This window comes from Afipia clevelandensis ATCC 49720 (genome assembly GCF_000336555.1).
Lineage (GTDB): Bacteria > Pseudomonadota > Alphaproteobacteria > Rhizobiales > Xanthobacteraceae > Afipia > Afipia clevelandensis.
Window position 1 is genome coordinate 3,944,060 of the sequence record NZ_KB375281.1, and the last position, 21,996, is coordinate 3,966,055.

The 21,996-nt window shown below is 62.9% G+C and carries 18 protein-coding genes; 10 read left to right on the forward strand and 8 right to left on the reverse strand.

The genetic code is table 11. The annotated features are described in order from the left end of the window. The first annotated feature begins 144 nt into the window (after nucleotides 1-144). From HMPREF9696_RS18925 to HMPREF9696_RS18945, 5 genes are all read left to right on the forward strand, one after another. Nucleotides 145-2,406, forward strand: a complete 2,262-nt coding sequence (locus HMPREF9696_RS18925) for an acyl-CoA dehydrogenase (protein ID WP_002714656.1) — start codon at nucleotides 145-147, stop codon at nucleotides 2,404-2,406. Beyond that, nucleotides 2,406-3,692: an acetyl-CoA C-acetyltransferase gene (locus HMPREF9696_RS18930; RefSeq protein ID WP_002714657.1), complete on the forward strand. Its 1,287-nt coding sequence runs from the start codon at nucleotides 2,406-2,408 to the stop codon at nucleotides 3,690-3,692. The genes HMPREF9696_RS18925 and HMPREF9696_RS18930 overlap by 1 nt, the downstream gene beginning before the upstream one ends. A gap of 10 nt (nucleotides 3,693-3,702) precedes the next feature. Continuing rightward, complete coding sequence (locus HMPREF9696_RS18935; protein ID WP_002714658.1) at nucleotides 3,703-5,790, forward strand: 3-hydroxyacyl-CoA dehydrogenase NAD-binding domain-containing protein; 2,088 nt, start codon at nucleotides 3,703-3,705, stop codon at nucleotides 5,788-5,790. 40 nt (nucleotides 5,791-5,830) lie between these two features. Continuing rightward, the gene (locus tag HMPREF9696_RS18940; RefSeq protein ID WP_002714659.1) at nucleotides 5,831-6,253 is read left to right on the forward strand and encodes an acyl-CoA thioesterase; all 423 of its coding nucleotides are present in this window, start codon (nucleotides 5,831-5,833) and stop codon (nucleotides 6,251-6,253) included. Between the two features lie 377 nt (nucleotides 6,254-6,630). Continuing rightward, nucleotides 6,631-6,825: a hypothetical protein gene (locus HMPREF9696_RS18945; RefSeq protein ID WP_002714660.1), complete on the forward strand. Its 195-nt coding sequence runs from the start codon at nucleotides 6,631-6,633 to the stop codon at nucleotides 6,823-6,825. Nucleotides 6,826-6,888: 63 nt separating this feature from the next. Here the strand turns inward: HMPREF9696_RS18945 and HMPREF9696_RS18950 are convergent, their stop codons facing one another. The 4 genes from HMPREF9696_RS18950 to HMPREF9696_RS18965 form a co-directional block, all read right to left on the reverse strand. Next, nucleotides 6,889-7,986 carry an alkene reductase gene (locus HMPREF9696_RS18950; protein WP_002714661.1) on the reverse strand — a complete coding sequence of 366 codons (1,098 nt, stop codon included), beginning with the start codon at nucleotides 7,984-7,986 and terminating at the stop codon, nucleotides 6,889-6,891. A gap of 231 nt (nucleotides 7,987-8,217) precedes the next feature. Then, on the reverse strand, nucleotides 8,218-8,718 hold the full coding sequence (locus HMPREF9696_RS18955; protein WP_002714662.1) for a DUF1993 domain-containing protein: 501 nt from the start codon (nucleotides 8,716-8,718) through the stop codon (nucleotides 8,218-8,220). Nucleotides 8,719-8,821: 103 nt separating this feature from the next. Next, nucleotides 8,822-10,072, reverse strand: coding sequence for a lytic murein transglycosylase (locus tag HMPREF9696_RS18960; protein ID WP_002714663.1), 1,251 nt, complete (start codon nucleotides 10,070-10,072; stop codon nucleotides 8,822-8,824). 256 nt (nucleotides 10,073-10,328) lie between these two features. Next, entirely contained in the window at nucleotides 10,329-11,969 is a 1,641-nt protein-coding gene (locus HMPREF9696_RS18965; RefSeq protein ID WP_002714664.1) for an isocitrate lyase, read from the reverse strand. A 156-nt stretch (nucleotides 11,970-12,125) separates the two neighbouring features. On the opposite strand from HMPREF9696_RS18965, the gene HMPREF9696_RS18970 reads away from it, so the two are divergent. The 3 genes from HMPREF9696_RS18970 (at nucleotide 12,126) to HMPREF9696_RS18980 (ending at nucleotide 14,669) form a co-directional block, all read left to right on the forward strand. Then, nucleotides 12,126-13,556: a helix-turn-helix domain-containing protein gene (locus HMPREF9696_RS18970; protein ID WP_002714665.1), complete on the forward strand. Its 1,431-nt coding sequence runs from the start codon at nucleotides 12,126-12,128 to the stop codon at nucleotides 13,554-13,556. A gap of 117 nt (nucleotides 13,557-13,673) precedes the next feature. Further along, nucleotides 13,674-13,880, forward strand: coding sequence for a DUF4170 domain-containing protein (locus HMPREF9696_RS18975; RefSeq protein WP_002714666.1), 207 nt, complete (start codon nucleotides 13,674-13,676; stop codon nucleotides 13,878-13,880). A 189-nt stretch (nucleotides 13,881-14,069) separates the two neighbouring features. Next, nucleotides 14,070-14,669, forward strand: coding sequence for a hypothetical protein (locus HMPREF9696_RS18980; RefSeq protein WP_002714667.1), 600 nt, complete (start codon nucleotides 14,070-14,072; stop codon nucleotides 14,667-14,669). On the opposite strand, the gene HMPREF9696_RS18985 is transcribed toward HMPREF9696_RS18980, so the two are convergent. Next, the gene (locus HMPREF9696_RS18985) at nucleotides 14,666-15,565 is read right to left on the reverse strand and encodes a metallophosphoesterase family protein (RefSeq protein ID WP_002714668.1); all 900 of its coding nucleotides are present in this window, start codon (nucleotides 15,563-15,565) and stop codon (nucleotides 14,666-14,668) included. The two genes, HMPREF9696_RS18980 and HMPREF9696_RS18985, sit on opposite strands and share 4 nt — an antisense overlap. Before the next feature lie 198 nt (nucleotides 15,566-15,763). Here HMPREF9696_RS18985 and HMPREF9696_RS18990 point away from each other — a divergent pair, with 198 nt between their 5' ends. Beyond that, nucleotides 15,764-16,255, forward strand: coding sequence for an NUDIX domain-containing protein (locus HMPREF9696_RS18990; RefSeq protein ID WP_002714669.1), 492 nt, complete (start codon nucleotides 15,764-15,766; stop codon nucleotides 16,253-16,255). Between the two features lie 51 nt (nucleotides 16,256-16,306). Then, nucleotides 16,307-16,825 (forward strand): GNAT family N-acetyltransferase, encoded by a 519-nt coding sequence (locus HMPREF9696_RS18995; RefSeq protein WP_002714670.1) that lies wholly within the window; start codon nucleotides 16,307-16,309, stop codon nucleotides 16,823-16,825. Between the two features lie 140 nt (nucleotides 16,826-16,965). On the opposite strand, the gene HMPREF9696_RS19000 is transcribed toward HMPREF9696_RS18995, so the two are convergent. The 3 genes from HMPREF9696_RS19000 to HMPREF9696_RS19010 all read right to left on the reverse strand — a co-directional run bounded on the left by HMPREF9696_RS19000 (nucleotide 16,966) and on the right by HMPREF9696_RS19010 (nucleotide 21,995). Continuing rightward, nucleotides 16,966-19,269 (reverse strand): TonB-dependent receptor, encoded by a 2,304-nt coding sequence (locus HMPREF9696_RS19000; protein ID WP_002714671.1) that lies wholly within the window; start codon nucleotides 19,267-19,269, stop codon nucleotides 16,966-16,968. Nucleotides 19,270-19,382: 113 nt separating this feature from the next. Further along, nucleotides 19,383-19,733, reverse strand: a complete 351-nt coding sequence (locus tag HMPREF9696_RS19005; protein ID WP_040302183.1) for a DUF2946 family protein — start codon at nucleotides 19,731-19,733, stop codon at nucleotides 19,383-19,385. A gap of 198 nt (nucleotides 19,734-19,931) precedes the next feature. Then, complete coding sequence (locus HMPREF9696_RS19010) at nucleotides 19,932-21,995, reverse strand: hypothetical protein (RefSeq protein WP_002714673.1); 2,064 nt, start codon at nucleotides 21,993-21,995, stop codon at nucleotides 19,932-19,934. Between the last annotated feature and the right edge of the window lies 1 nt (nucleotide 21,996).

Here is a 21,996-nt window from a genome sequence, read left to right on the forward strand (position 1 = left end):
GAACCGTAGGTGTTTTCCGGGGCTTTCGCGTCAAACGCGACAAAACATCGACCTTGTTTTTCAAGGATATTGTCTTCCACGTCTGGCAGGCTAGCATTTTGGCGATTGTCCGCGGGCCGCCCGAACCTGCAAAGGATTCGTCTCATGAGCTTCTCCTTCCGTCGCGATCTGATCACCCGTCCGATCTATGCCTGGGCGCATAAGGCGCTGCCGCCGATGTCCGATACCGAGCGCGAGGCGCTCGAAGCCGGCGACGTATGGTGGGATGCCGATCTGTTCACCGGCAATCCCGACTGGTCGAAGCTGCTGGCCTTCGCGCCTGCCAAGCTGACCGACGAAGAGGTGGCCTTCCTGAACGGTCCCGTCGATGAACTCTGCGGAATGATCGACGACTGGAAGGTGAACTGGGAATGGCGCGATCTGCCCCCCGAGGTCTGGGAGTTCATCAAGCGCAATCGCTTTTTGGGCATGATCATTCCGAAGGACTATGGCGGCCTCGGCTTCTCGCCCTATGCGCATTCGGAGGTGGTACGGAAGATTTCGACCCGCTCGGTCACGGCCGCTGTCACGGTGATGGTGCCGAATTCGCTCGGGCCGGGCGAGCTCCTGATGCACTTCGGCACGAAGGAGCAACGCGACAGGTGGCTGCCCGGTCTGGCGGCGGGCCGCGAGATTCCCTGTTTCGGGTTGACCAGTCCGGAAGCCGGCTCCGACGCGGCCTCAATGATCGACACCGGCATCATCTGCAAAGGCACCTTCAACGGCAAGGAAACGCTCGGCCTGCGTTTGAACTGGCACAAGCGCTACATCACGCTGGGGCCAGTGGCGACGCTGCTGGGCCTCGCCTTCAAGGCTTACGATCCCGATCATTTGATCGGCAGCGAGGACGAACTCGGCATCACGGTGGCGTTGATCCCCACCGACCTGCCAGGTGTCAGCATCGGCCGCCGCCATCTGCCCGCGATGCAGGTGTTCCAGAATGGACCGAACTGGGGCAAGGACGTTTTTATTCCGATGGACTTCATCATCGGCGGGCAGGAGCGCATCGGTCAGGGCTGGAAGATGCTGATGACGGCGCTGGCCGCGGGCCGCGGCATTTCCTTGCCGTCGCAGTCGTCAGCGGGTGCTGCCTATTGCGCCCGCGCCACCGGCGCTTACGCGCGGATCCGCGAACAATTCCATGTGCCGATCGGAAAATTCGAGGGCATCGAGGAGCCGCTGGCGCGCATCGCCGGCACGGCCTATCAGCTTGACGCCGCGCGCCGGCTGACGTGCGCCGCGCTCAATCAGGGTATCCACCCGGCGGTGATCTCCGGCATCATGAAGCTGCACGCCACCGAGCGGTTGCGCATCGCGACCGATGACGCGATGGATGTTCACGGCGGCAAGGCCGTGATCGACGGCCCGCAGAACTACATGGGCAGTCTTTACCGCTCGGTGCCGGTCGCGATCACGGTGGAGGGCGCGAACATCCTGACCCGCAACCTGATCGTGTTCGGGCAGGGATCGGTGCGCGCGCATCCGTTCCTCCTCAGCGAGATGACGGCGATCGGCGAGGCCGACCAGAAGAAGGGGCTCGCCGATTTCGACACCTCGTTCTGGAAACATGTCGGCCACGCCATCACCAATACGTTCAGGGCATGGGGCCGGAGCTGGACCGGCGGCGCGTTTGCACCGGCACCGGATGCGGGCGCTGCCACCGGCTACTATCGCCAGCTATCGCGTTATTCGGCAGCCTTCGCGCTGTGTTCGGACATGGCGCTATTGACGCTGGGAGGCGCGCTGAAGCGCAGGGAAATGCTGTCCGCGCGCCTCGGCGATATTCTCTCCGAGCTTTATCTGCTCTCCGCCGCCCTGAAGCGCTGGGAAGACGAAGGCCGTCAGGAAGCCGACTTCCCGGCGCTGGAATGGGTGATGGCGAATGGCATCCGCACCATCGAAAACCGGCTTGCGGAAGTGATCGCCAATCTGCCGAACCGCTTTGTCGGCGTGATCCTGAAAGTTTTGATCCAGCCGCTCGGCGCTAATCCGCTTGGGCCGTCGGACGATATCGTGCATCGCTGTGCGCAACTGATCCTTGCGCCCTCGGCGGCGCGTGACCGGCTGACGGCGGGTCTCTATCATGCCAACGACGACGGGCCGCTGGCGCGCCTTGAAAAGGCATTCCTGCTGGTGACCGCCAACGAGGCAATCGAGAAGAAGATGCATGCGGCGCATCTGCGCGACTGGAGCCAAGCTGTGAAGAAGGGTGTGATCACCGCCGACGAAGGCGAGAAGATCAAGGCCGCGCATGATGCGGTCGCGCGGGTGATCGAGGTCGACGACTTCGCTCCGGAAGCGCTGTCGCCGATCTACCATAAGCAGACTGAAGCAAAGCAGACCACGCCGGACCGGGCGGCAAGCTGATGGCGCGTCGTCCGGTCTATATTGTCGACGGCGCACGCACACCGTTTTTCAAGGCACAGGGCGGGCCGGGGCCGTTCACCCCGGTCGATCTCGCTGTTCAGGCCGGACGGCCTCTGCTGGCGCGGCAGCCGTTTGCGCCGACGGCGTTCGATCAGGTCATCCTCGGCTGCGTCAATGTCATTGCCGACGAGATGAATCCCGCCCGTGTCGCGGCGCTGCGCCTCGGCATGGGCGAACGCATGGTGGCCTTTACGGTGCAGATCAATTGCGGCTCCGGCATGCAGTCGATCGACACCGCCTACCGCTACATCGAAGCGGGCAAGGCCGATATGATTCTGGCGGGCGGCGCGGAGGCCTTGAGCTATGCACCGCTGGTGTTTCCGCGATCGGGCGTGCGCTGGTTTGCGCGGCTGGCATCCGCAAAAGATACGCTTTCAAAAGCGGCGGCGTTTCTGAAAGCGCGCCCAGGGGACTTCAAGCCGATCATCGGCCTTGAGCGCGGGCTGACCGATCCGATTACCGATCTCAACATGGGACAGACCGCCGAGGTCATCGCGCATTTGATGGGCGTGACTCGCGCGCAGGCTGACGCCTATGCGGTGGAAAGTCATCAGCGGCTGGCGACGGCGCAGGCGCAAGGATACCTGCGCGGCGAAGTCGAGACGGCTTTTGCGCGCGACGGAAAATTCTACGACCACGACGACGGTGTTCGTCCGGATTCATCCATTGAGAAACTGGCGAAACTCAAGCCGGCTTTCGAGCGGCCGTGGGGGCAGGTGACGCCGGGTAACTCGTCGCAGATCACCGACGGTGCCTGCTGGACCATTCTGGCGTCGGAGGATGCCGTCAACAAATATGGCCTCAAGCCGAAGGCGATCATCGTCGACAGCCAGTGGGCGGGGCTCGATCCGGCGATTATGGGTTTCGGTCCTGTCCTGTCCTCGAATGAACTCCTGAAACGCAACAAGCTGACGCTGCAGGACATCGAGACCTGGGAAATCAACGAAGCCTTCGCTTCGCAAGTCCTGGCGTGTCTGGCCGCGTGGAAGGACGACAAGTTCTGTCGTGAGGTGCTGGGCCTTGACGGTGCGGCGGGCGAGATTAATCGCGCGAAGCTCAATGTCGATGGCGGTGCGATCAGCCTCGGCCATCCGGTCGGCACCAGCGGCAACCGCATCGTGCTGCACCTTGTGAATGCGATGAAGCGGCTCGGCACCCGGCGCGGTATCGCTACTGAATGCATCGGCGGCGGCCTCGGCGGCGCGATGCTGATCGAGACAGTGTAAGGGAACGGACATGGATTCACGCATCATGGATGTTCTCAAGGACCGCGTGCTCGAACTCGGGCCGGAGCCCTTAGCCGGGCCTTACAGGAACTTCAAGCTGGCGCGCGATGAAGATGGTATCGCGTGGCTGCTGTTCGACCGCGACGGCACCAGCGCCAATACGCTGTCCGAGGACGTGCTGGTCGAATTCGAGACCGTCATCGCCGCGCTGGAGCAGGATCGTCCTGCAGGCATCGTCATCCGCTCCGCGAAGCCGTCGGGGTTCATCGCCGGCGCCGACGTCAATGAGTTTCGCGGGGTCAGCGATCCGCGCGAGGTCGAAACCCGGATGGCCCGCGCGCATGCGGTCGTCGACCGGCTGGAGGCGCTCAAGGTGCCGAGCGTCGCCGTAATCCACGGCTTCTGTCTTGGCGGCGGCCTCGAAGTGGCGCTGGCCTGCAACACGCGCATCGCCATCGACAACGCGCGCTTTGGATTTCCTGAGGTGATGCTCGGCCTGCATCCGGGCCTCGGAGGCACCGCGCGTTTCACGCATCTGGTCAGCCCGCTCGAGGCGATGACCATGATGCTGACCGGAAAGACCATTGACGCCCGCAAGGCGAAGGCGCTGGGTCTTGTCGATGCGGTGACGCAGGAGCGCCATGTCCGCAATGCCGTCAAGGATGCGATCTTCGGGCGGCTGCGGCCGCACAGGCAGGGGCTGCTTGCGCAGGCCATGAATCTCGGGCCGGTGCGTGGCCTGCTTGCAAACCGGATGCGCGGCGAGGCAGCCAAGACCGCGCCGAAGGAGCATTATCCCGCTCCCTATGCGCTGATCGACCTGTGGGAGAAACACGGCGGCGACCGCAAGGCGATGCTGGCGGCGGAAAAAACCTCGTTCGCTAATCTGATGGTGACGCCGACGGCGCAGAACCTGATCCGCGTGTTCTTCCTGCGCGAGCAGATGAAAAAACTCGCCGACGGCCGCAACACCGTGAAGCATGTCCATGTCATCGGCGCGGGCGCGATGGGCGGCGATATCGCCGCATGGTGCGCCCATCAGGGCCTGCGCGTCACGCTGGCCGACATGAAAGCCGAGCCGATTGCCGGAGCGATCAAGCGCGCTGCCGATCTGTTCGGCAAGATCATTCGCAAACCCACCGACCGGCGCGACGCGCTCGACCGGCTGGTTCCGGACATGAACGGCGAGGGCGTGCGCAACGCCGATCTGATCATCGAGGCAGTGCCGGAAAAGCTCGAACTCAAGCAGAAGGTTTATGCCGGGCTCGAGCCGATCATGAAGCCCGGTGCGATCCTCGCCACCAACACGTCGAGCATTCCGCTGCAGGATCTGCGCACCACGCTGAAGAATCCCGGACACTTGCTGGGTCTGCATTTCTTCAATCCGGTGTCGCGGCTGCAACTGGTCGAAGTCGTGAGCCACGATGGGGCCGATCCGCAGGCGCTGGCGGCTGCGCTGAAGTTCGTCGGCGCCATTGATCGTCTGCCGTTGCCGGTGAAGAGTTCGCCGGGGTTCCTCGTCAACCGCGCGCTGACGCCGTATATGCTCGAAGCGATGGTGATGCTCGACGAGAAGATCGACAAGGCGACCATCGACGCCGCCGCCGAGAAATTCGGCATGCCGATGGGGCCAATTGAACTCGCCGATCAGGTCGGGCTGGATATCTGTCTTGCGGTGGGCGACATGCTGCGCTCGAAATTCGGCGAGGCCGCGCTGCCGCCCGCGCCGGACTGGCTGCGCGACAAGGTCAAGAACGGCGACCTTGGCCGCAAGACCGGCAAGGGCTTTTATGAATGGAAGGACGGCAAGGCGGTGAAGGCACCATCACCGGTGCAGCCGACCGACGAAATGATCGACCGCCTTGTACTGCCGATGTCGAATGTCTGCGTTGCGTGTCTGCGCGAGGGCATCGTCGATAACGCCGATGTGGTGGATGGCGCGATGATCTTCGGCACCGGTTATGCGCCGTTCCGCGGTGGCCCGCTGAACTACGCGCGTACGCGCGGTTCAGAGAATGTCGTCGCGGCGCTGCAGGCGTTGCAGGCTAAGTTCGGCGAGCGCTTCCAACCCGATGCCGGGTGGGATACGTTTTCCTGACAAGGAAATCATTTTGATATTCATGTGACGGATTTCATCAATGGCTGAAATACATGCCGCGCCGGCGCCAGCTGCGCCACAAGGTGAGTTGTCGATCCGTACGCTGGCGATGCCCGCAGACACCAATCAGAACGGCGATATCTTCGGCGGCTGGCTGCTTAGTCAGATGGATTTGGCTGGGAGCATTTTTGCCTACAAGACAACCCAAAGCCGCAACGTGACAGTGGCTATCGACGCGATGACGTTTCGCAAACCGGTCTATGTCGGAGATGTCGTCTCTGTTTATGCGTCAACTGTGCGCGTTGGTCGCACTTCGGTCACGGTGCATGTCGAATCCTGGGTGCAAAGACGCAATGAGTCGGGTCTGATTCTGGTGACGGACGGGAACTACACCTACGTCGCGATTGACGATCACGGACAGCCGCAGCCGATCCGTCAGGAACCTCCTGCTGTCAGCGCTTGACCTGTCACAAGTCTTAACGCGCACGTAGATACCTTTTCGCGCATGCAGCACTGTCGCGCGCTGCTTTATTCGCCGCTGCGCTGCAGTGCGACGCTCTCATTTCTATTTTTATCAATTGCCACCAATCGTCTTCCAGACTCAACACGCCGGTTATAAAACTGTCGTGCGAAGCGCCTACAGGTGCGGCGGGTTGCTCAGAGCGATGTCAGCGTTTGTCTGTTTTCGAGTCATTCCAGTCTGAAAACAGCCTCTAGATGTTGGCCCGCGATGTGCATAGTGATGGGGGAGATACATGATGTGTTGGAGATGTCTCGGCTGAAACCTTTTCAGCTCTTCTGAGTTAAAGCGCGAGAGAACGACGGGGCACGGAACAAGACATGTCGGATACCTACATCATCGAAGTCAGCTCGGAAGCCGCAGGAATCGTGGTCCGCGAAAAGGCGGGATTCAGATTCTTCGCGGCGGTTCACAAGTTCAATCCACTCGATGGTCAGATTTTCAAGAGCGCGCGCGAGGCGGAACGCGCCGCGACCCGCGTTCTGGCCGGGCGGCTCGATCCGGTTCCGGCCTGAACCATCGGGCATGAAGAAGGCCGGGATCGCTCCCGGCCTTTTCGATTCGAGATTGCTGCGCGCTTATTCCGCCGCAGCCTGTTGTCCAAGGGCCGGGTAATCCGTGTAGCCCTTTGCGCCGCCGCCATAGAAGGTCATCTTGTCGAACGGGTTGAGCGGCGCGCCGAGCTTGAGACGCTCGACAAGGTCGGGATTCGAGATGAACAGTTTGCCGAATGCGATCAGGTCGGCCTTGTTCTGGTCCAGGATTTCCGTCGCCAGCTTGAAGTCATAGCCATTGTTGGCGATGTAGGTGCCGCTGAACCGCTTGCGCAGGCTGGCATAGTCGAACGGCGCAATATCGCGCGGACCGCCTGTCGCGCCTTCGATGACATGGATGTAGACGAGCTTCAGCGCATTGAGCTGATCGACGATATGATCGAACAGCGGCTGCGGATTGCTGTCGGAGACATCGTTGGCGGGCGTCACCGGCGAAATGCGGATGCCGGTGCGGTCTGCGCCAGCCTCTGCAGCGACGGCCTGCGCCACCTCGATCATCAGCCGCGCGCGATTCTCAATCGAGCCGCCATAAGCGTCCGTGCGCTTGTTGCTGCCGTCCTTGGCGAACTGGTCGAGCAGATAGCCATTCGCGCCGTGAATTTCGACGCCGTCAAATCCGGCTTCAATGGCGTTGGCGGCAGCGCGCTTGAAGCTGTCGACGATGCCGGGGATTTCGTTCAGCTCGAGCGCACGGGGCTCGGAGACATCGGCGAATGCACCACCAACAAAGGTCTTGGTGTTGGCCCGGATCGCAGAGGGCGCAACCGGCGCGCCGCCATTGGCCTGCAGGCTGGTGTGCGAAATGCGTCCGACATGCCAGAGCTGGATGTAAATATGTCCGCCGCGCTCATGCACGCGGTCCGTCACCTTGCGCCAGCCTGCGACCTGTTCCTTGGTATAGATGCCGGGCGTGTCCTGATAGCCCTGGCCCTGCTGCGAGACCTGGCTCGCTTCGGTGATCAGAAGGCCGGCGGAGGCGCGCTGGCCGTAATATTCGACGGCGAGAGGATTGGGCACGAAACCGGCAAGCGCGCGATTGCGGGTCAGCGGCGCCATGACCGCGCGGTTGGCGAGGGTGATGTTGCCGAGCTTGTAGGGATCGAAGAGTTTGGATGCGGACATGACTGCTGTTCCTCAGCGGGAGTTCAATGCAGATGCATGTAAGTATCGCATTTGCTGGAATGCAAGCCACCGTTCGGTGAAAAGTGCTGTTTCGGGCCGCACGAATGGCTGTCATGTTCGCGCTGTTTCAAACACGCCAGCGGCCGCAGGAAACGATTTTCTACCTTCCGTGACAGGAAGATGAAAATCGTCTCCTTGTTGGATGCAGCCGAGAGAAAACAACTCCGCCGATCAGGCTCCGAGAAAATCGCGTTTTCCAAGCTCAACGCCCTTGTGACGCAGAATGTCATAGGCCGTGGTGCAATGGAAAAAGAACTGCGGGATTGCCGAGTGATTGAGAAACTGCTGGCCGGTGACCGTCATGGTCTGGCCGGGGCCGACAGGGAAGGTGATCTCGCGCTTTTCCGCGCCTTCATATTTGGCTGGCGGCAGCGCCTCGATGTTCGACAGAACCTTTTTGATCCGCGCCTGCAATTCGGCAAATGTGGTTTCGGTGTCGGCCATCACGGGCAACTCGGTTTGGGTGAACCGCGCGCAGGCCTTGCCCGAGAAGTCGCACGCAAGCTGAACCTGTTTGGTCAGCGGATACATTGTCGGATGGAGCCGCGCCTCCAGCAGTTCGCTCGGCGGGATATTATTTGCGCCGGCGTGGGCCTCGGCCTTGGCGAGAATGGCGGACAACGCATTCAATGTGCGAATGAAGACCGGAGCTGAACCATCGTAGAATGTCATGCGAAAACCTTTCGGAAAAACTTGCCATCAGGCAGGCCTGCCCGAGTTAATTGTTTCCGTGAGCACCGCAAGAGCAGCGCGCCATGCCTTTTGCAGGATTGTTTCAGCGCGGCTGGGCTGCCGCGTCGCTCGCGCGGGGGCCGCGCATCCGTGCGAGCAACTCCGGGGTCGGCCATGAGTCGGCAGGCAGGCCATACTTCATCTGCATGGTCTTGACCGCGATGCGGCTCTGCTGGCCGAGAATGCCGTCGATCTTGCCGACGTTATAGCCCTGCCTCGCGAGCAGTTGCTGCAATTCCTTGATCTCGTTGAACGGCAGTTGCGCCACCGGCGTCGCGGGTTTGCGCATCGGCCCGGCGCCCGCGATGCGGGTGGCGAGATAGGCGGCTGTGGTCGAATAGATCAGCGAATTATTCCATTCGGTGTAGGCGGCGAAATTCGCATAGGCGAGGAAGGCCGGACCGGTGCGGCCCATCGGCAGCAGGACGGACGCGGGCAAGTCGTCTTTCGGCAGCGGACGGCCGTCAGCATAGGTCACGCCCCATGCGGCCCACTTCGCGCGCGGATGTTTGATGGTGAGGTCGGCCTGATCCCAGGGAAGATTCGCAGGCACGCGGATTTCCTGCAGCCAGGGTTCGCCGCGCCGCCATTTCAGGCCGGTTGCAATGTAGTTCGCAGTCGAGCCGATCACGTCCGGCGCGCTGCGCAGGAGGTTGCGATGTCCGTCGCCGTCATAGTCCACCGCATAGTCGAAGTAGTGGCGCGGCAGGAACTGGGTCTGTCCGAGTTCACCCGCCCACGAGCCTATCATCTCGGCGGGTGTCAGGTCGCCGCGGTCGACGATCTTCAGCGCGGCGATGGTCTCGTCGTGAAACATCTGCGCACGGCGGCAGTCGTAAGCCAGCGACACCAGCGAACGCAGTGTGGAAAGCTTGCCTTGCACTGCGCCGAAATCGCTTTCCAGCGCCCAGAATGCGGCGATCACCGCAGGCGGCACGCCGTACTCCTTTTCGGCGCGCGCAAAGGCCTGCGCATAGGTCTGGATCAACTGCTGACCTTTGACGCGGCGGCCTTCGGAGGCCATGCGGCCCGAGAACTCGGTGAAGATCTGGCCGAACACGCGCTGGCCCCGGTCACGGTTCACGATGCCTTGATCGTAGACCATGTAGGGCGAGGCGGCGGCGATCGCGCGCTGCGACACGCCAGCGGCAACCGCATCCTGTTTCAGCCCTGCCAGAAACTGATCGAAGCTCTGGCCGTTGTGGCAGCGCGCGCCGGATTGGGCGAGGGCGGGAGAGGAGAATGTAGCGATACCCAAGATCAAAATACCGGACAGAGAAAGAGACCGCTGCATGAAGACTCCTCCGAATGTCATGGCCGGGCTTGACCCGGCCATCAGGGAATCAAAACATCTCATGTTGTCATGCACCGGCCATCCATCCTCCAAAATTGCCATTCGATTTGTGCTGCGATGGATTGCCGGGTCAAGCCCGGCAATGACGAATTGGATACTGTTTACAGTTCCATGCGTCGGCATGCCTCTCCGCAAAAGAAAATGCCCGGCTTTGCGGCCGGGCATTTCGGTGTTGTGATTGTGTCGAGCCGTTCGTTTAGCCGAACTGGTTCATTGTGTTGTGGACGCCGCCGGCCTTGAGAGCCGCTTCGCCGGCGAAGTATTCCTTGTGGTCGTCGCCGATGTCGGAGCCGGCCATGTTCTGGTGCTTCGCGCAGGCGATGCCCTGGCGGATTTCCGCGCGCTGCACGCCCTTCACGTAGCCGAGCATGCCCTGGTCGCCGAAGTATTCCTTCGAGAGGTTATCGGTCGACAGCGCAGCCGTGTGATAGGTCGGCAGCGTGATCAGGTGGTGGAAGATACCGGCGCGCTTGGCCGAATCCGCCTGGAAGGTGCGGATCAACTGGTCGGCTTCGATCGCCAGCGGGGTCTCGTCGTACTCCACCTTCATCAGGTCGGCGCGGTTGTACTTGCTGACGTCCTTGCCGGCCGCCTTCCACTCGTCGAACACCTGCCAGCGGAAGTTCAGCGTCCAGTTGAACGACGGCGAGTTGTTGTAGGCGAGCTTTGCGTTCGGGATCACTTCGCGGACGCGATCCACCATCTCCGCGATTTGCGCGATGTTCGGACGCTCGGTTTCGATCCAGAGCAGGTCTGCGCCGTGCTGCAGCGAGGTGATGCTGTCGAGCACGCAGCGGTCCACGCCGGTGCCGGGGCGGAACTGATACAGGTTGCTCGGCAGGCGCTTCGGACGCAGCAGCTTGCCGTTGCGGCTGATGATGACATCGCCGTTGCCGACCTTGGATGCGTCAACTTCGTCGCAGTCGAGGAAGCTGTTGTACTGGTCGCCAAGATCGCCCGGCTTGTGGCTGACGGCGATCTGCTGCGTGAGGCCAGCGCCGAGCGAGTCGGTGCGGGTCACGATGATGCCGTTGTCCACGCCGAGTTCGAGGAACGCATGGCGGCAGGCGCGGATCTTCGCGATGAAGACCTCGTGCGGCACGGTGACCTTGCCGTCCTGATGGCCGCACTGCTTTTCGTCCGACACCTGGTTTTCGATCTGCAGGGCGCAGGCGCCCGCTTCGATCATCTTCTTGGCAAGCAGGTAGGTCGCTTCCGCATTGCCGAAGCCCGCGTCGATGTCGGCGATCACCGGCACAACGTGGGTCTGGAAGTTGTCGATCTTGTCGATCAGTGCGGCTTCCTTCGTCTTGTCGCCGGCCTTGCGGGCTGCGTCGAGCTCACGGAAGATGTCGTTGAGTTCGCGCGAGTCGGCCTGACGCAGGAAGGTGTAGAGTTCTTCGATCAGCGCCGGCACCGAGGTCTTCTCGTGCATGGACTGATCCGGCAGCGGGCCGAATTCGGAGCGCAGCGCTGCGATCATCCAGCCGGACAGGTACAGGTAACGGCGATCGGTCTTGCCGCCGAAGTGCTTCTTGATCGAGATCAGCTTCTGCTGCGCGATGAAGCCGTGCCAGCAGCCGAGCGACTGGGTGTACTTGGTCGGGTCGGCGTCATAGGCCGCCATGTCCGCGCGCATCACGTCCGCGGTGTAGCGGGCGACGTCGAGGCCGGTCTTGAAGCGGTTCTGCAGGCGCATGCGGGCCACGGCCTCGGCGGTGACGCCGTTCCATGCCGGGTGGTCCTTGAGCAGGGCCTCAGCGGCTGTGATTTCCGCCTTGTAGGAAGATGGGCCTTGAATTGCTTGGTCGGAAATTCCGCGCGATTGGTAATTCATGGTTGTGACCTTCTGCCTGTTGTGAAGTTGGGAGTGTTTTACGCCCCGCCTCATCAGCCGCCAGAGGGTTTGAAGATAGCTTGTCAGACTTTACAAACTTTCATTGTAATGCTGTAATAAGTTTACATTAGGGGTAATTTGGTAGGGCTTTTGCCCATGGCGACAACCACAATCCGCTCGGTTTTCATGGGTCCGCGGCTGCGGCGGCTGCGGCGTGACCTCGGCCTGACTCAGGCCGATATGGCGGCGGATCTCGATATTTCCGCGCCCTATGTGGCGCTTCTGGAGCGCAACCAGCGGCCCGTGACCGCGGACATGCTGCTCCGTCTGGCCCGGACCTACAAGATTGATCTCGCCGATCTCGCGGGCGACGGCGGCGCCGATCACACCGCGCGGATGCAGGCCGTGCTCAAGGAGCCGATGTTCGCCGACATCGACATTCCTCCGCTGGAGATCAGCGACATCGCCATCGGCTATCCGGGGCTGGCAGAGGCCTTTCTGCGGCTCTACACGGCTTATCGCGAGGAGCAGTTGGCGCTCGCGGATCGCAAGGGGCCGGGACTGACGGGTCCTGCGTCCGGAGGCGATCCGGATGCGAACGATCCGGTGGCCGAGGTGCGGCGGTTTCTTGCCGCACGCCGCAACAACTTTGCCGATATCGACGATGCGGCCGAGCGCATTCTGGACGGTCCCGCCGATCAGGCCTGGCTGATCGAGCGGCTGCGCGCGCGGCACAATCTTCGCGTTCGTCATCTGCCGCCCAATGTCATGCTCGGCTCGGTGCGGCGGCTGGATCGTCATCACAAGGAAATCCTGTTCGACGACTCGCTCGACACGGCGAGCTTCACCTTTCAGGTGGCGCAGCAACTCGCCTATCTCGAGTTCGAGGATGAAATCAGGGCGGCGCTGAAGGCGGGGCAGTTCTCGAGCAAAAGCGCCGAACTATTGGCGCATCGTTCGCTCGCGAGCTACGCGGCGGCGGCGCTGATCATGCCGTATTCCGCCTTCGTGAAAGCGGCGACAACGCGCCGTTACGACATGGAAGCGCTGGCGCGCCAGTTCGGAACCAGTTTCGAGCAGACCGCGCATCGCATCACCACGCTGCAAAGGCCGGGCTCCGAGAAGGTTCCGTTCTTCCTGATCCGCGTCGATCCCGCCGGCAATATTTCCAAATTGCTCGACGGCGCGGGTTTTCCCTTCGCAAAACACGGCGGCGCCTGTCCGCTGTGGTCGGTTCACGGCGTGTTCAAGACGCCGCGCCAGATCGTGACGCAGTGGCTGGAATTGCCGGACGGCCAGCGATTCTTCTCGATTGCCCGCACGGTCACCGCCGGTGGCGGATCGTTCGGCGCGCCGCGAGTCGAACGGGCCATCGCCATCGGATGCGCGGCGGAACATGCGGAAAAACTGATCTATACCAGCGATGAATCGGGACCTCGCGCCGACGCGCCGACACCCATCGGCGTCGCGTGCCGCGTCTGTCATCGTCCGACTTGCGCCGCGCGATCCGAACTTCCGATCGGCCGCGAATTGCTTCCTGACGATTACCGGCGGCTCAATGTCCCGTTCGGATTTTCGTCCGATTGAGGTTCACGCACTGGATTCTTGAAAAATTTGCATTACAAACGCCGCCGACGCGCCTAGATAGGTCTGGGATCAAGCGATACGCGCGCAGGCGCAAGCGGCTGAAGGCAGGAGGTTTTTATGAGCGGCAGCAACTTCTGGGTGATTGGCGGCGAGTTCGGCTCGATGAACTTTCACAAGCTGGTGGAAGGCTCGGCGCAGGTCCAGGGACCGTTCAAGACCCGCAAGGAAGCCGAGGATTGCTGGCGCCAGATGTCCGAAGAGCATCGTCATCGCGCCGGCGTGCGCTTCTCGATTGTCGAGGAACCGCACCGGTCGAACACCTGACCTTCCGGCATAATCCGGCGCCCGCCACAATTTGCGGCCCTGTCCTTCGGGACGGGGCCGTTGTCATTTTGGGACACGGATAACGCCGTGAAATGGCTTGCAAAAGGGCCAGAACCTTTGCGGGGGAACAGGGTTACTGATAGATTAAGCGGGTCGCAACAAAGCTATAGAACCCGAGGTCTTCAGATCATGGCGGAACCGAGCGTCCCGAACGATTTGGCCGGCAAACCGAGCCCGCATCGTCTGCGCGACGCCTTGCGCAAGGCCCGGATCGAAGCCGCCGACCGCACCGGAGTGGTGGTCGATCTGCGCGACGCCGAAGTGGCGCGGCTTGAAATTCTCTATGAAGCGCTCGATCCGCTGTTCTCGGAAATTCCGGCGGGCGTCGATCTGTTCGACCGCGGCATCAGCCAGGGCGACACGCCGCGGCTGTGGATCGACACGGTGGCGCATATTTCGATGGGCCGCGACAAGCGCATCTATCGCTTCACGCAGGACACGCGCTTCGGCCGCATCGTGATCGCCGAGTCGCACGATGTGCCGGTGATGGTTGATGCCGTGACTGATTACATCGCGCGCCGCCTGATCGAGCGCGAACATGCGATGGTGGTGACACCGGCGCCTGCGTCCATGCCGGTGGAAACACCGGCCGCGGCCGGACCGACGGTTGCTTCAATCGTCGCGCCGGTGAAGCGCCGCAGCGCGATCTGGACATTCGCGTTTGGTTTCGCCGCGGGTCTTGCCGCGCTGTTCGGCTTCGCGCTGGTAATGGCGCTGCGCGGGATCTAGATCAATCTCTCATCCCTGATTTCGCCGAGGGTCATGCCATCGGCAAAGCCGCGCACGCGATGCTGACAGCGCCATACGCCGCCGTTCCGTTCAATCGAAAACAGGTTGTAGGCCGCCGGATGATTGTGCCCGTGCGCCATGGCGGAGGCTGACGGCACCCCGACGGCGGGGATGCGCCCGTTCGGGCCGTCGAGCCAGACCGTGGCATGACGGTGATCGTGGCCGTGCAGAACGAGATCGACGCCATATTGCGCGATCAATCCCAGCAGTTCGTCTGAATCGCGCAGCCGTGCCGCCCATCGTCCGGGGGATGTCACCGGCGGGTGATGGATCATCAGCACGCGAAACGAATCTTCGCTTGAGAGTTGTTGAAGAATTTTCTCGAGAGCGCTGCGCTGCTCCTGCCCGAGCCGCCCTGTTGCCATGAACGGCGCGGTGGGTACGGCGGAGGAAACGCCGATCAACGCGAGCGGACCGCGCTTACGCAGATAGGGAAATGCGGCGTCGGTGCCGGGCTTCGCGCCATCGCCGCGAAAATAGTCGGCCCAGACGTGGGGAAAATGCTCGCGGATGCCGCGCACATAGGCGTCATGATTGCCGGGCACAAGCGAGACGTCTTCCGGCGGACCGACACTTTCAAGCCAATTCCGGGCTTCGATAAATTCCAGCGGCAGCGCGATGTTGACGAGATCGCCGGTGACGGCAATATGGTCCGGCTTCTGGGCTTGCATGTCGGCGACCAGTTCGCCGAGCACGTCGCGGCGATGGATCATGTGCCGCTTGCGGTGCCAGTTCAGATAGCCGATGGCGCGCTTGCTCGCGAGATCGCGCAGGCGGGCCTGCGGCATCGGGCCGAGATGCGGATCGGACAGATGCGCGAGCAGGAACGGCGTCATGATCTCCTGTTACATGCGTTGTCTCGAAATGTCATGACATTCAGACTGCGCACATTGTCAGGCTATCCGGTACAGACTTGGGTCCTGAGTTGGTCCTGACTTGGGTCTTGACCCGGACACCGCTGTCTTTCTTGATGGTCGCAAGGCGTGGATGGACGGGATTGGTCCGGGCATGACGTCTCGATTTCGGAACGGATATTGACAAACCATATCGCCAGCCTTCGCACGCGGTTCGAGCCGTTGCTCCGGCGCGCCTTTCACTTCTACTGGCGCTTTGCACGGGGCATGACGCTCGGCGTGCGTGCGGTAGTGCTCGATAGCGAGAACCGTGTGTTTCTGGTCAAGCACGGTTATGTCTCCGGCTGGCATCTGCCGGGCGGCGGGGTCGAGACCGGCGAGACCTTCCTGAGTTCGCTCAAGCGGGAGCTGATCGAGGAGGGGCGGATCGAGATGACCCGCGAGCCGGTGTTGCATGGCCTGTTCTTCAATCGCCAGGTGTCGCGGCGCGACCATGTCGCGGTCTATGTCGTGCGCGACTATCGGCAGGACCGGATGCCCGCGCCCAACCGTGAGATCGTGGCGTGCGGGTTTTTCGCACCCGGTGATCTGCCGCCCGACACCACCCGGGGGACACGGGCGCGGATCGCCGAAGTGCTGGGTAACCAGCCTCGAACCGAAGACTGGATTTGACCGTCACGGCGATGGACCATGCCCCCGCCAGATGCTATCTGCGCCTCTGATATGTCCGATCTTTCCCTGACCATCCTGGCCGAGACGCCCGGCGACGAACAGGCCATCGAGCGCCTGCACGAGCGCACGTTCGGGCCCGGCCGCTATGCTCTCAGCGCCTACCGCTTGCGCGAGCATGTCGATCATCTGCTTGATCTGTCATTCACCGCACGGATCGGCACGCTAATGGTCGGCTCGGTGCGGCAGTTGCCGATCTGTGTCGGCAACACGCCGGCGCTTCTGCTCGGACCGCTGACCGTCGAGCCGCCGTTCCGCGACCGCGGAGTCGGGCGCGCGCTGCTTGAGCGCGCCTTGAAGGATGCGGCGGCCAAGGGCCATCGTCTCGTGCTGCTGGTCGGGGATGAAGCCTATTACAGCCGCGCCGGCTTCAAGCGGATTCCCAAGGGCCGCGCCACCATGCCGGGGCCGGTGGATCATGCACGGCTTCTGGTGCGTGAACTGGTCGATGGCGCGTTCGAGGACGTCAGCGGCGCGATCCGTCCGGACTGGAATTTCGCGCGGCCGATTTGAGCGAGCGTTGATGCTCACCTCTCCCCGTTTACGGGGAGAGGTCGGATCACGCAGTGATCCGGGTGAGGGGCGGATATTATACGTGCAGCGAGATTGTCCCTCACCCCAGCCCTCTCCCCGCAAGCAGGGAGAGGGAGCAATCAATACTTCACGTTCGCGAACATGCGCACGCCAAGGCCGGGCTGCAGCACCTGATCCTTGTTGTAGGCAACTGCGTTGCGGATGTCCTCGTTGAGCAGGTTGTTGCCGACCATGCCGAAAGTGAACTCCCGTGGCCCGAGCCAGCCGTCCTTGGCGAGCTTCGTCGTGTAGCTGATCTCTGCGCGCAGGTTGTTGTAACCGGCCGTCGGTGTTTCGACTCCGCTCACGTCGTTCTGTGCAAAGGCGTGCAGCAGGTTGACGCGCGCAAACCAGTTGGCATCCCGATAGTAGACGCCGCCGCCGACCCGCTGCGGCGGGATGCGCGGCACGTTGGTGCCGTCGGTGAACGTGGCGCGAACGATGTCATACTGTCCCTCTATGCCGAACTGACCGGCCCACACCGGCAGCACGTCATACTGGAACTGGAATTCACCGCCGCGGAAGGTTGCGTCACGCTGCGAATAGATCGCCTGGTTGAGTTCAAGCCCCGGACCCACCTGACATGTCACGTCTTCGCAGGTGTTACCGGTGAGGCGCCGGTAGATAAAGCCATCGAAGCGCGTGTAGTAGCCGGTCAGTTCAAACCGGAACGGTCCCGTCGCGCGGCGCAACCCGACTTCGACCGATTTCGCTGTCTCGATGCCGAGATTCGGATTGCCGATGTCGAAGGTTGTTGTGGCGTCATGGCCGCCACGTGAAAACAGTTCGGCGGGTTTCGGCGCGCGTTCGGTGTACTGGCCGGTGATGCTGGCCGCGAGATTCCACGGCAGGTTCTGGATCAGGCCGACGCTTCCGCTGACCGGCGTGAAGTTCAGGTTACGCGGCGTCGCCGGGCCGATATCTGCCGGATTGTTGTTCAGATCGAACAACTCCGGCACGAAAGCGGGCGTGGTGCCACTCAGGTTGACGTGTTCGATGCGGCCCGCGACCTGCGCCTTGGTGACGTCGCTGAACTGGAACTCGTTGAAGATGTAACCGGCGACCCTTGTGTTCTTGTTCGGGTCCCACAGGCCGTTGAGCGGGCTGCCCGGATCGTCGGGGCTTGGCGCCGTCAACTCCTGATGCGAGGCCTGCGCGCCGACCGCTGTGGTCAGCGACGCAAAACGCAGGTTGAGCGGCGCGAACTGAACTTCGACGCGGCCTTCCTGTTCTCGGTTGGTGAAGGTCTGCCGCACGCCGTCGGTCGAGAAGTCCGCAGGATCGGTTCGCCCAATCTCGTTGTGCTTGTAGTCGGTGGCTCCGGCCCAGAAGCGGATCACGTCGATGGCCTTGCTGTCGGGATGGTAATCGCCCTTCACCGTCAGCTTGGTCTGCTTGGCGTCGATGCGGGTGCCGAACTCCTCGCCTTCCTCTCCGGGGATGCGATAGAGGCTGTTGGTCTGCGTCACCGCCGCGCCGATGAAGCCGCCTGCGAAGAAGTAGGATCCGCCGACCGACCCGCCCGTCGACTGGGTTGCGGTGTTGCGCTGAATGCCCTGCGGCGTGCTGTAATCTTCCGTCTTGCGGGTATAGCCATCGGCGTGGATCGCGAAATTGTTGCCGCCGGCATCGAGCAGCACCGCGCCTTCGCGCCCCAAATCGACGCTGGACAAGCCGCTGCGGGTCTCGAAACTCGCGCAGGGATTGGACGGTGACAGCACCGGCGCCTTGACGTTGTAACCATAGGTCTGGATCGACGGCACCGCGCTGCACGGCAGCGTTTCCGGAATGCGGTTGTTGCTGGCGCTGACCACGCCGCCGATCGACTGCGATCCGTAGCGCAGCGTTGCGGGTCCGCGAATGACTTCGACCTGATTGGTCGCCAGTGGATCAATCGGCACGAAATGATCTTCGCCGAGGTCGGAGGCGCCGTTGCTGCCGATGCCGTTCTCGACAATGCCGACACGGTTCACATCGAGGCCGCGAATAATCGGGCGGCTCGATGCGCCAGGCGCGTAGGACGAGCCGGTGATGCCGGGCTTGTTGTTCAGGAGATCGCCGAGGGTCGCGGCGCCGCTGCGGCGGATTTCTTCATTGGGCACAACCGTCACAGTTGCGAACTGGTCGGTGACGATGGGCAGCGTGCCGACAAACGTATCAGGGTTCGGCGCGGCTGCCGCTGCAGGCGCAGCCGTGGTGCGGCCCGGTTGTGCGGTGTGGCGATGCGGGCGCTGGATCGGGCTTGGGGCCTGCACCGTGATTTCGGGAAGCGTGTCGCCTGCGGCAGGATCGCCCTGCTGCGAGCGCGCCGCGCTGGTGAGAACAAGCGCCATGGCGAGGGCGGAGCCGCCGGCCAGTGACGCGCGAATGAACCTGTAAGACATGGGGAGCTTGATCCTGATGCCGCCGCGCTTCTTTGCGAAGCCGGACGGCTAACCTCGAATGTCCCGATCGTCACCGCAGCGCGGGGATCACCGGGATCGGACAACGGTTCTTGTCAGGACAGCGGAGGCGCGCGGGAATGAAATGCGGCGCGGCGCGAGCCGGTTGCGGTAGCCTCTGAAGGAAAAGCCGTCCGCAGCGCCGTAACAGTTAACGGCACGGGCAGCGCGGGCGGCGCGGAGGCAAGGGCGGTGTTGGCCATCGCCATGGTGGCGCAGATGGCGCAGAGGTCGCGATGAAGATTCTGGTCGTGATCGGTGTCCGGCGCGGATGCCTGAGACGGCGCTGAGATACCGGCCATCGCGACGCCGGCATGGGTATGGCCGAACGACAGGCCAAGCTGCAGCGCCAGCGCGAACAGCGCCAGCAGCGAGAGCTTTTTCGCCTTTGTTCTCAGCCAGTTCACGCTGGTTTTGCCCCAATGCAACCGGCGCAGGCGGATAGCGCCTGCCGCCAGATGTTACAATGTAACATCGCCGGTCAGATGGGGAGTGTCAACACAAGAGCCGGATCGGACGCGAGGTCCGTGGTCGACTGTGACCCTGCCGACACTTTCGTGAGTACACGCCGCCGGTCTGGTCGGCCAATGGCCGAGCTTGAAAGGTCAGCGTCCCTCGCGCAGCCACGTGCTGGCGAAGGCGCCGAGCAGCAACAGCAGGCCAATCAGCCCCGCGAAGACCGGCAGCACGCCGATGCCGCGCACGACGCTGGCATCGCGCATCTTCACACCGAGCCAGCCCTCGCCGCGGAAAACGGTGGAGGCGCGCACGGGCAGCACGCGCGGCAGGTCGACGCTGCCGCTGTCGGCGATGCGCCGTGCATCGCCGCCGGTGGCTTGCAGCAGCGGGCGCAGCGCTTCAGTGGTCGAGGTCACCTCGGCGAATTCCTTTGGATTCACCGGACCGACATTGATCAGCGCTTTGAGCGAGCCGTCGGTTGCCTGCCACAGGCCGAGTTCGTCGGCACCGAGCGACGCGCGCCATTCGCCGGGATCGCCTGCGGTCAGTGTCACCTGTCGAGTTGTGCCGGACGGCGAGGTCACTGTTACGGGTTGCACGGTGTCGGCCATGGTCTGCCGCAGCACAATAAGGTCGCGGCCTTCGACCTTGAGTCGCAGCGCTTCCTCGTCGAGTTCGGGTTGCTTCATCAGCCAGTGCGATGTCCGCCGCAACAGATCGAGATGCGGCCCGCCGCCCTCATAGCCGCGCGCCCACAACCAGATGTGATCGGACAGCAGCAGCGCGACACGGCCTTCGCCCTGCCGCGACAGCAGCAGCAGCGGCTTGCCGTCCGCGCCTTCCATGATCGGTGGGTTGACCGGATTGCGTGTATCGACGAGGCGGAAGAAGCGGCTCCAGTGCGGCGGCTCGCTGTTTGCGCCTTCAAGGCCGCGGGTGACCGGATGCCGCTTGCCGGTATCGGTCAGGCGCGCCGTGAAGGCCTGTTCGCTGACGCCAACGGGTTCGGCCGGCAGGATTGCATCCAGCGGCGTGCGCCAGATGCTGGTCGGGCTGGCATAGTCGGGGCCGGCGGACACCAGCACCGCGCCGCCATTGCGCACATAGCGCGCGATGTTGTCGAAATACGAGATCGGCAGCACGCCCTGCCGCGCGTAACGGTCGAAGATGATGAGCTGAAACTCGTTGATCTTCTGCTGGAACAGTTCGCGGGTCGGGAAGGCGATCAGCGACAGTTCATTGATCGGCGTGCCGTCCTGCTTCTCCGGCGGACGCAGAATGGTGAAATGCACCAGGTCGACGCTGGCGTCCGATTTCAGGAGGTTGCGCCAGGTGCGCTCGCCCGAATGCGGCTCGCCCGACACCAGCAGCACACGCAGCTTGTCGCGCACGCCGTCGATGGAGACGACGGCGCGGTTGTTCACCGGCGTCAGTTCGCCATCGAGTTTCGAGGCTTCGATCTCGACGATGTTCTGACCGGCATGCGGGATTTCGAGGGTGACGCTGACCTGTTCGCCGCTGCGCACAGCGCGCTCGCTCAGAACATCGCCGTCGCGCCGGACCACGACACGGGCGCTCTCGCCGGTCACGCCCTGATCGTCGAGGCGATAGGTGATGGTCTGGGTTTGCCCGACAATGCCGAAGCGCGGCGCGGCGACAATGGCAATGCGGCGGTCGCGTTCGTCGCTGCGGCCGGTGACTAGCGCATGCACCGGTGCGCTGAAACCGATGGCGGCGGCATTCGCGGGAATGTCATGCACGCGCCCGTCGGTGATCAGGAACGCGCCGGCGACGCGGTCGGTGGGCACGTCGGAGAGCGCCGATGTGACCGCGGAGAACAGCCTGGTGCCATCGGTTTCGCCGTCGGCCTGACCGGCCTCGACCACGCGGACCTCAAGCCCCTTGATGTCCTTCAGGCGCGCGACCAGCGCTTCGCGCGCCTGCTCGGTTTCGCGCGTGCGTTCGCCGAAATTCTGGCTCGGACTCTTGTCGACCACGACGGCGACGACGGAGGACAGCGGTTCGCGCTCCTCGCGGGTGAAGGACGGATTGGCCAGCGCCAGCAGGATCAGCGTCAGCGCGGTCACGCGGATCGCCGCGCCGCGCGAACGTGTGAGCAGCAGGATCGCTGCGATCACGACAATCGCGGCGATGCCGATCCAGAGAACAATCGTCGGGACGAGCGGCGCAAAGGCGATACCATATTGCATG

Coding starts and splice junctions, on each gene's coding strand:
- HMPREF9696_RS18925 (WP_002714656.1), top strand. CDS start 145: ATGAGCTTCTCCTTCCGTCGCGATCTGATCACCCGTCCGATCTATGCC.
- HMPREF9696_RS18930 (WP_002714657.1), top strand. CDS start 2,406: ATGGCGCGTCGTCCGGTCTATATTGTCGACGGCGCACGCACACCGTTT.
- HMPREF9696_RS18935 (WP_002714658.1), top strand. CDS start 3,703: ATGGATTCACGCATCATGGATGTTCTCAAGGACCGCGTGCTCGAACTC.
- HMPREF9696_RS18940 (WP_002714659.1), top strand. CDS start 5,831: ATGGCTGAAATACATGCCGCGCCGGCGCCAGCTGCGCCACAAGGTGAG.
- HMPREF9696_RS18945 (WP_002714660.1), top strand. CDS start 6,631: ATGTCGGATACCTACATCATCGAAGTCAGCTCGGAAGCCGCAGGAATC.
- HMPREF9696_RS18950 (WP_002714661.1), bottom strand. CDS start 7,986: ATGTCCGCATCCAAACTCTTCGATCCCTACAAGCTCGGCAACATCACC.
- HMPREF9696_RS18955 (WP_002714662.1), bottom strand. CDS start 8,718: ATGACATTCTACGATGGTTCAGCTCCGGTCTTCATTCGCACATTGAAT.
- HMPREF9696_RS18960 (WP_002714663.1), bottom strand. CDS start 10,072: ATGCAGCGGTCTCTTTCTCTGTCCGGTATTTTGATCTTGGGTATCGCT.
- HMPREF9696_RS18965 (WP_002714664.1), bottom strand. CDS start 11,969: ATGAATTACCAATCGCGCGGAATTTCCGACCAAGCAATTCAAGGCCCA.
- HMPREF9696_RS18970 (WP_002714665.1), top strand. CDS start 12,126: ATGGCGACAACCACAATCCGCTCGGTTTTCATGGGTCCGCGGCTGCGG.
- HMPREF9696_RS18975 (WP_002714666.1), top strand. CDS start 13,674: ATGAGCGGCAGCAACTTCTGGGTGATTGGCGGCGAGTTCGGCTCGATG.
- HMPREF9696_RS18980 (WP_002714667.1), top strand. CDS start 14,070: ATGGCGGAACCGAGCGTCCCGAACGATTTGGCCGGCAAACCGAGCCCG.
- HMPREF9696_RS18985 (WP_002714668.1), bottom strand. CDS start 15,565: ATGACGCCGTTCCTGCTCGCGCATCTGTCCGATCCGCATCTCGGCCCG.
- HMPREF9696_RS18995 (WP_002714670.1), top strand. CDS start 16,307: ATGTCCGATCTTTCCCTGACCATCCTGGCCGAGACGCCCGGCGACGAA.
- HMPREF9696_RS19000 (WP_002714671.1), bottom strand. CDS start 19,269: ATGTCTTACAGGTTCATTCGCGCGTCACTGGCCGGCGGCTCCGCCCTC.
- HMPREF9696_RS19010 (WP_002714673.1), bottom strand. CDS start 21,995: ATGCAATATGGTATCGCCTTTGCGCCGCTCGTCCCGACGATTGTTCTC.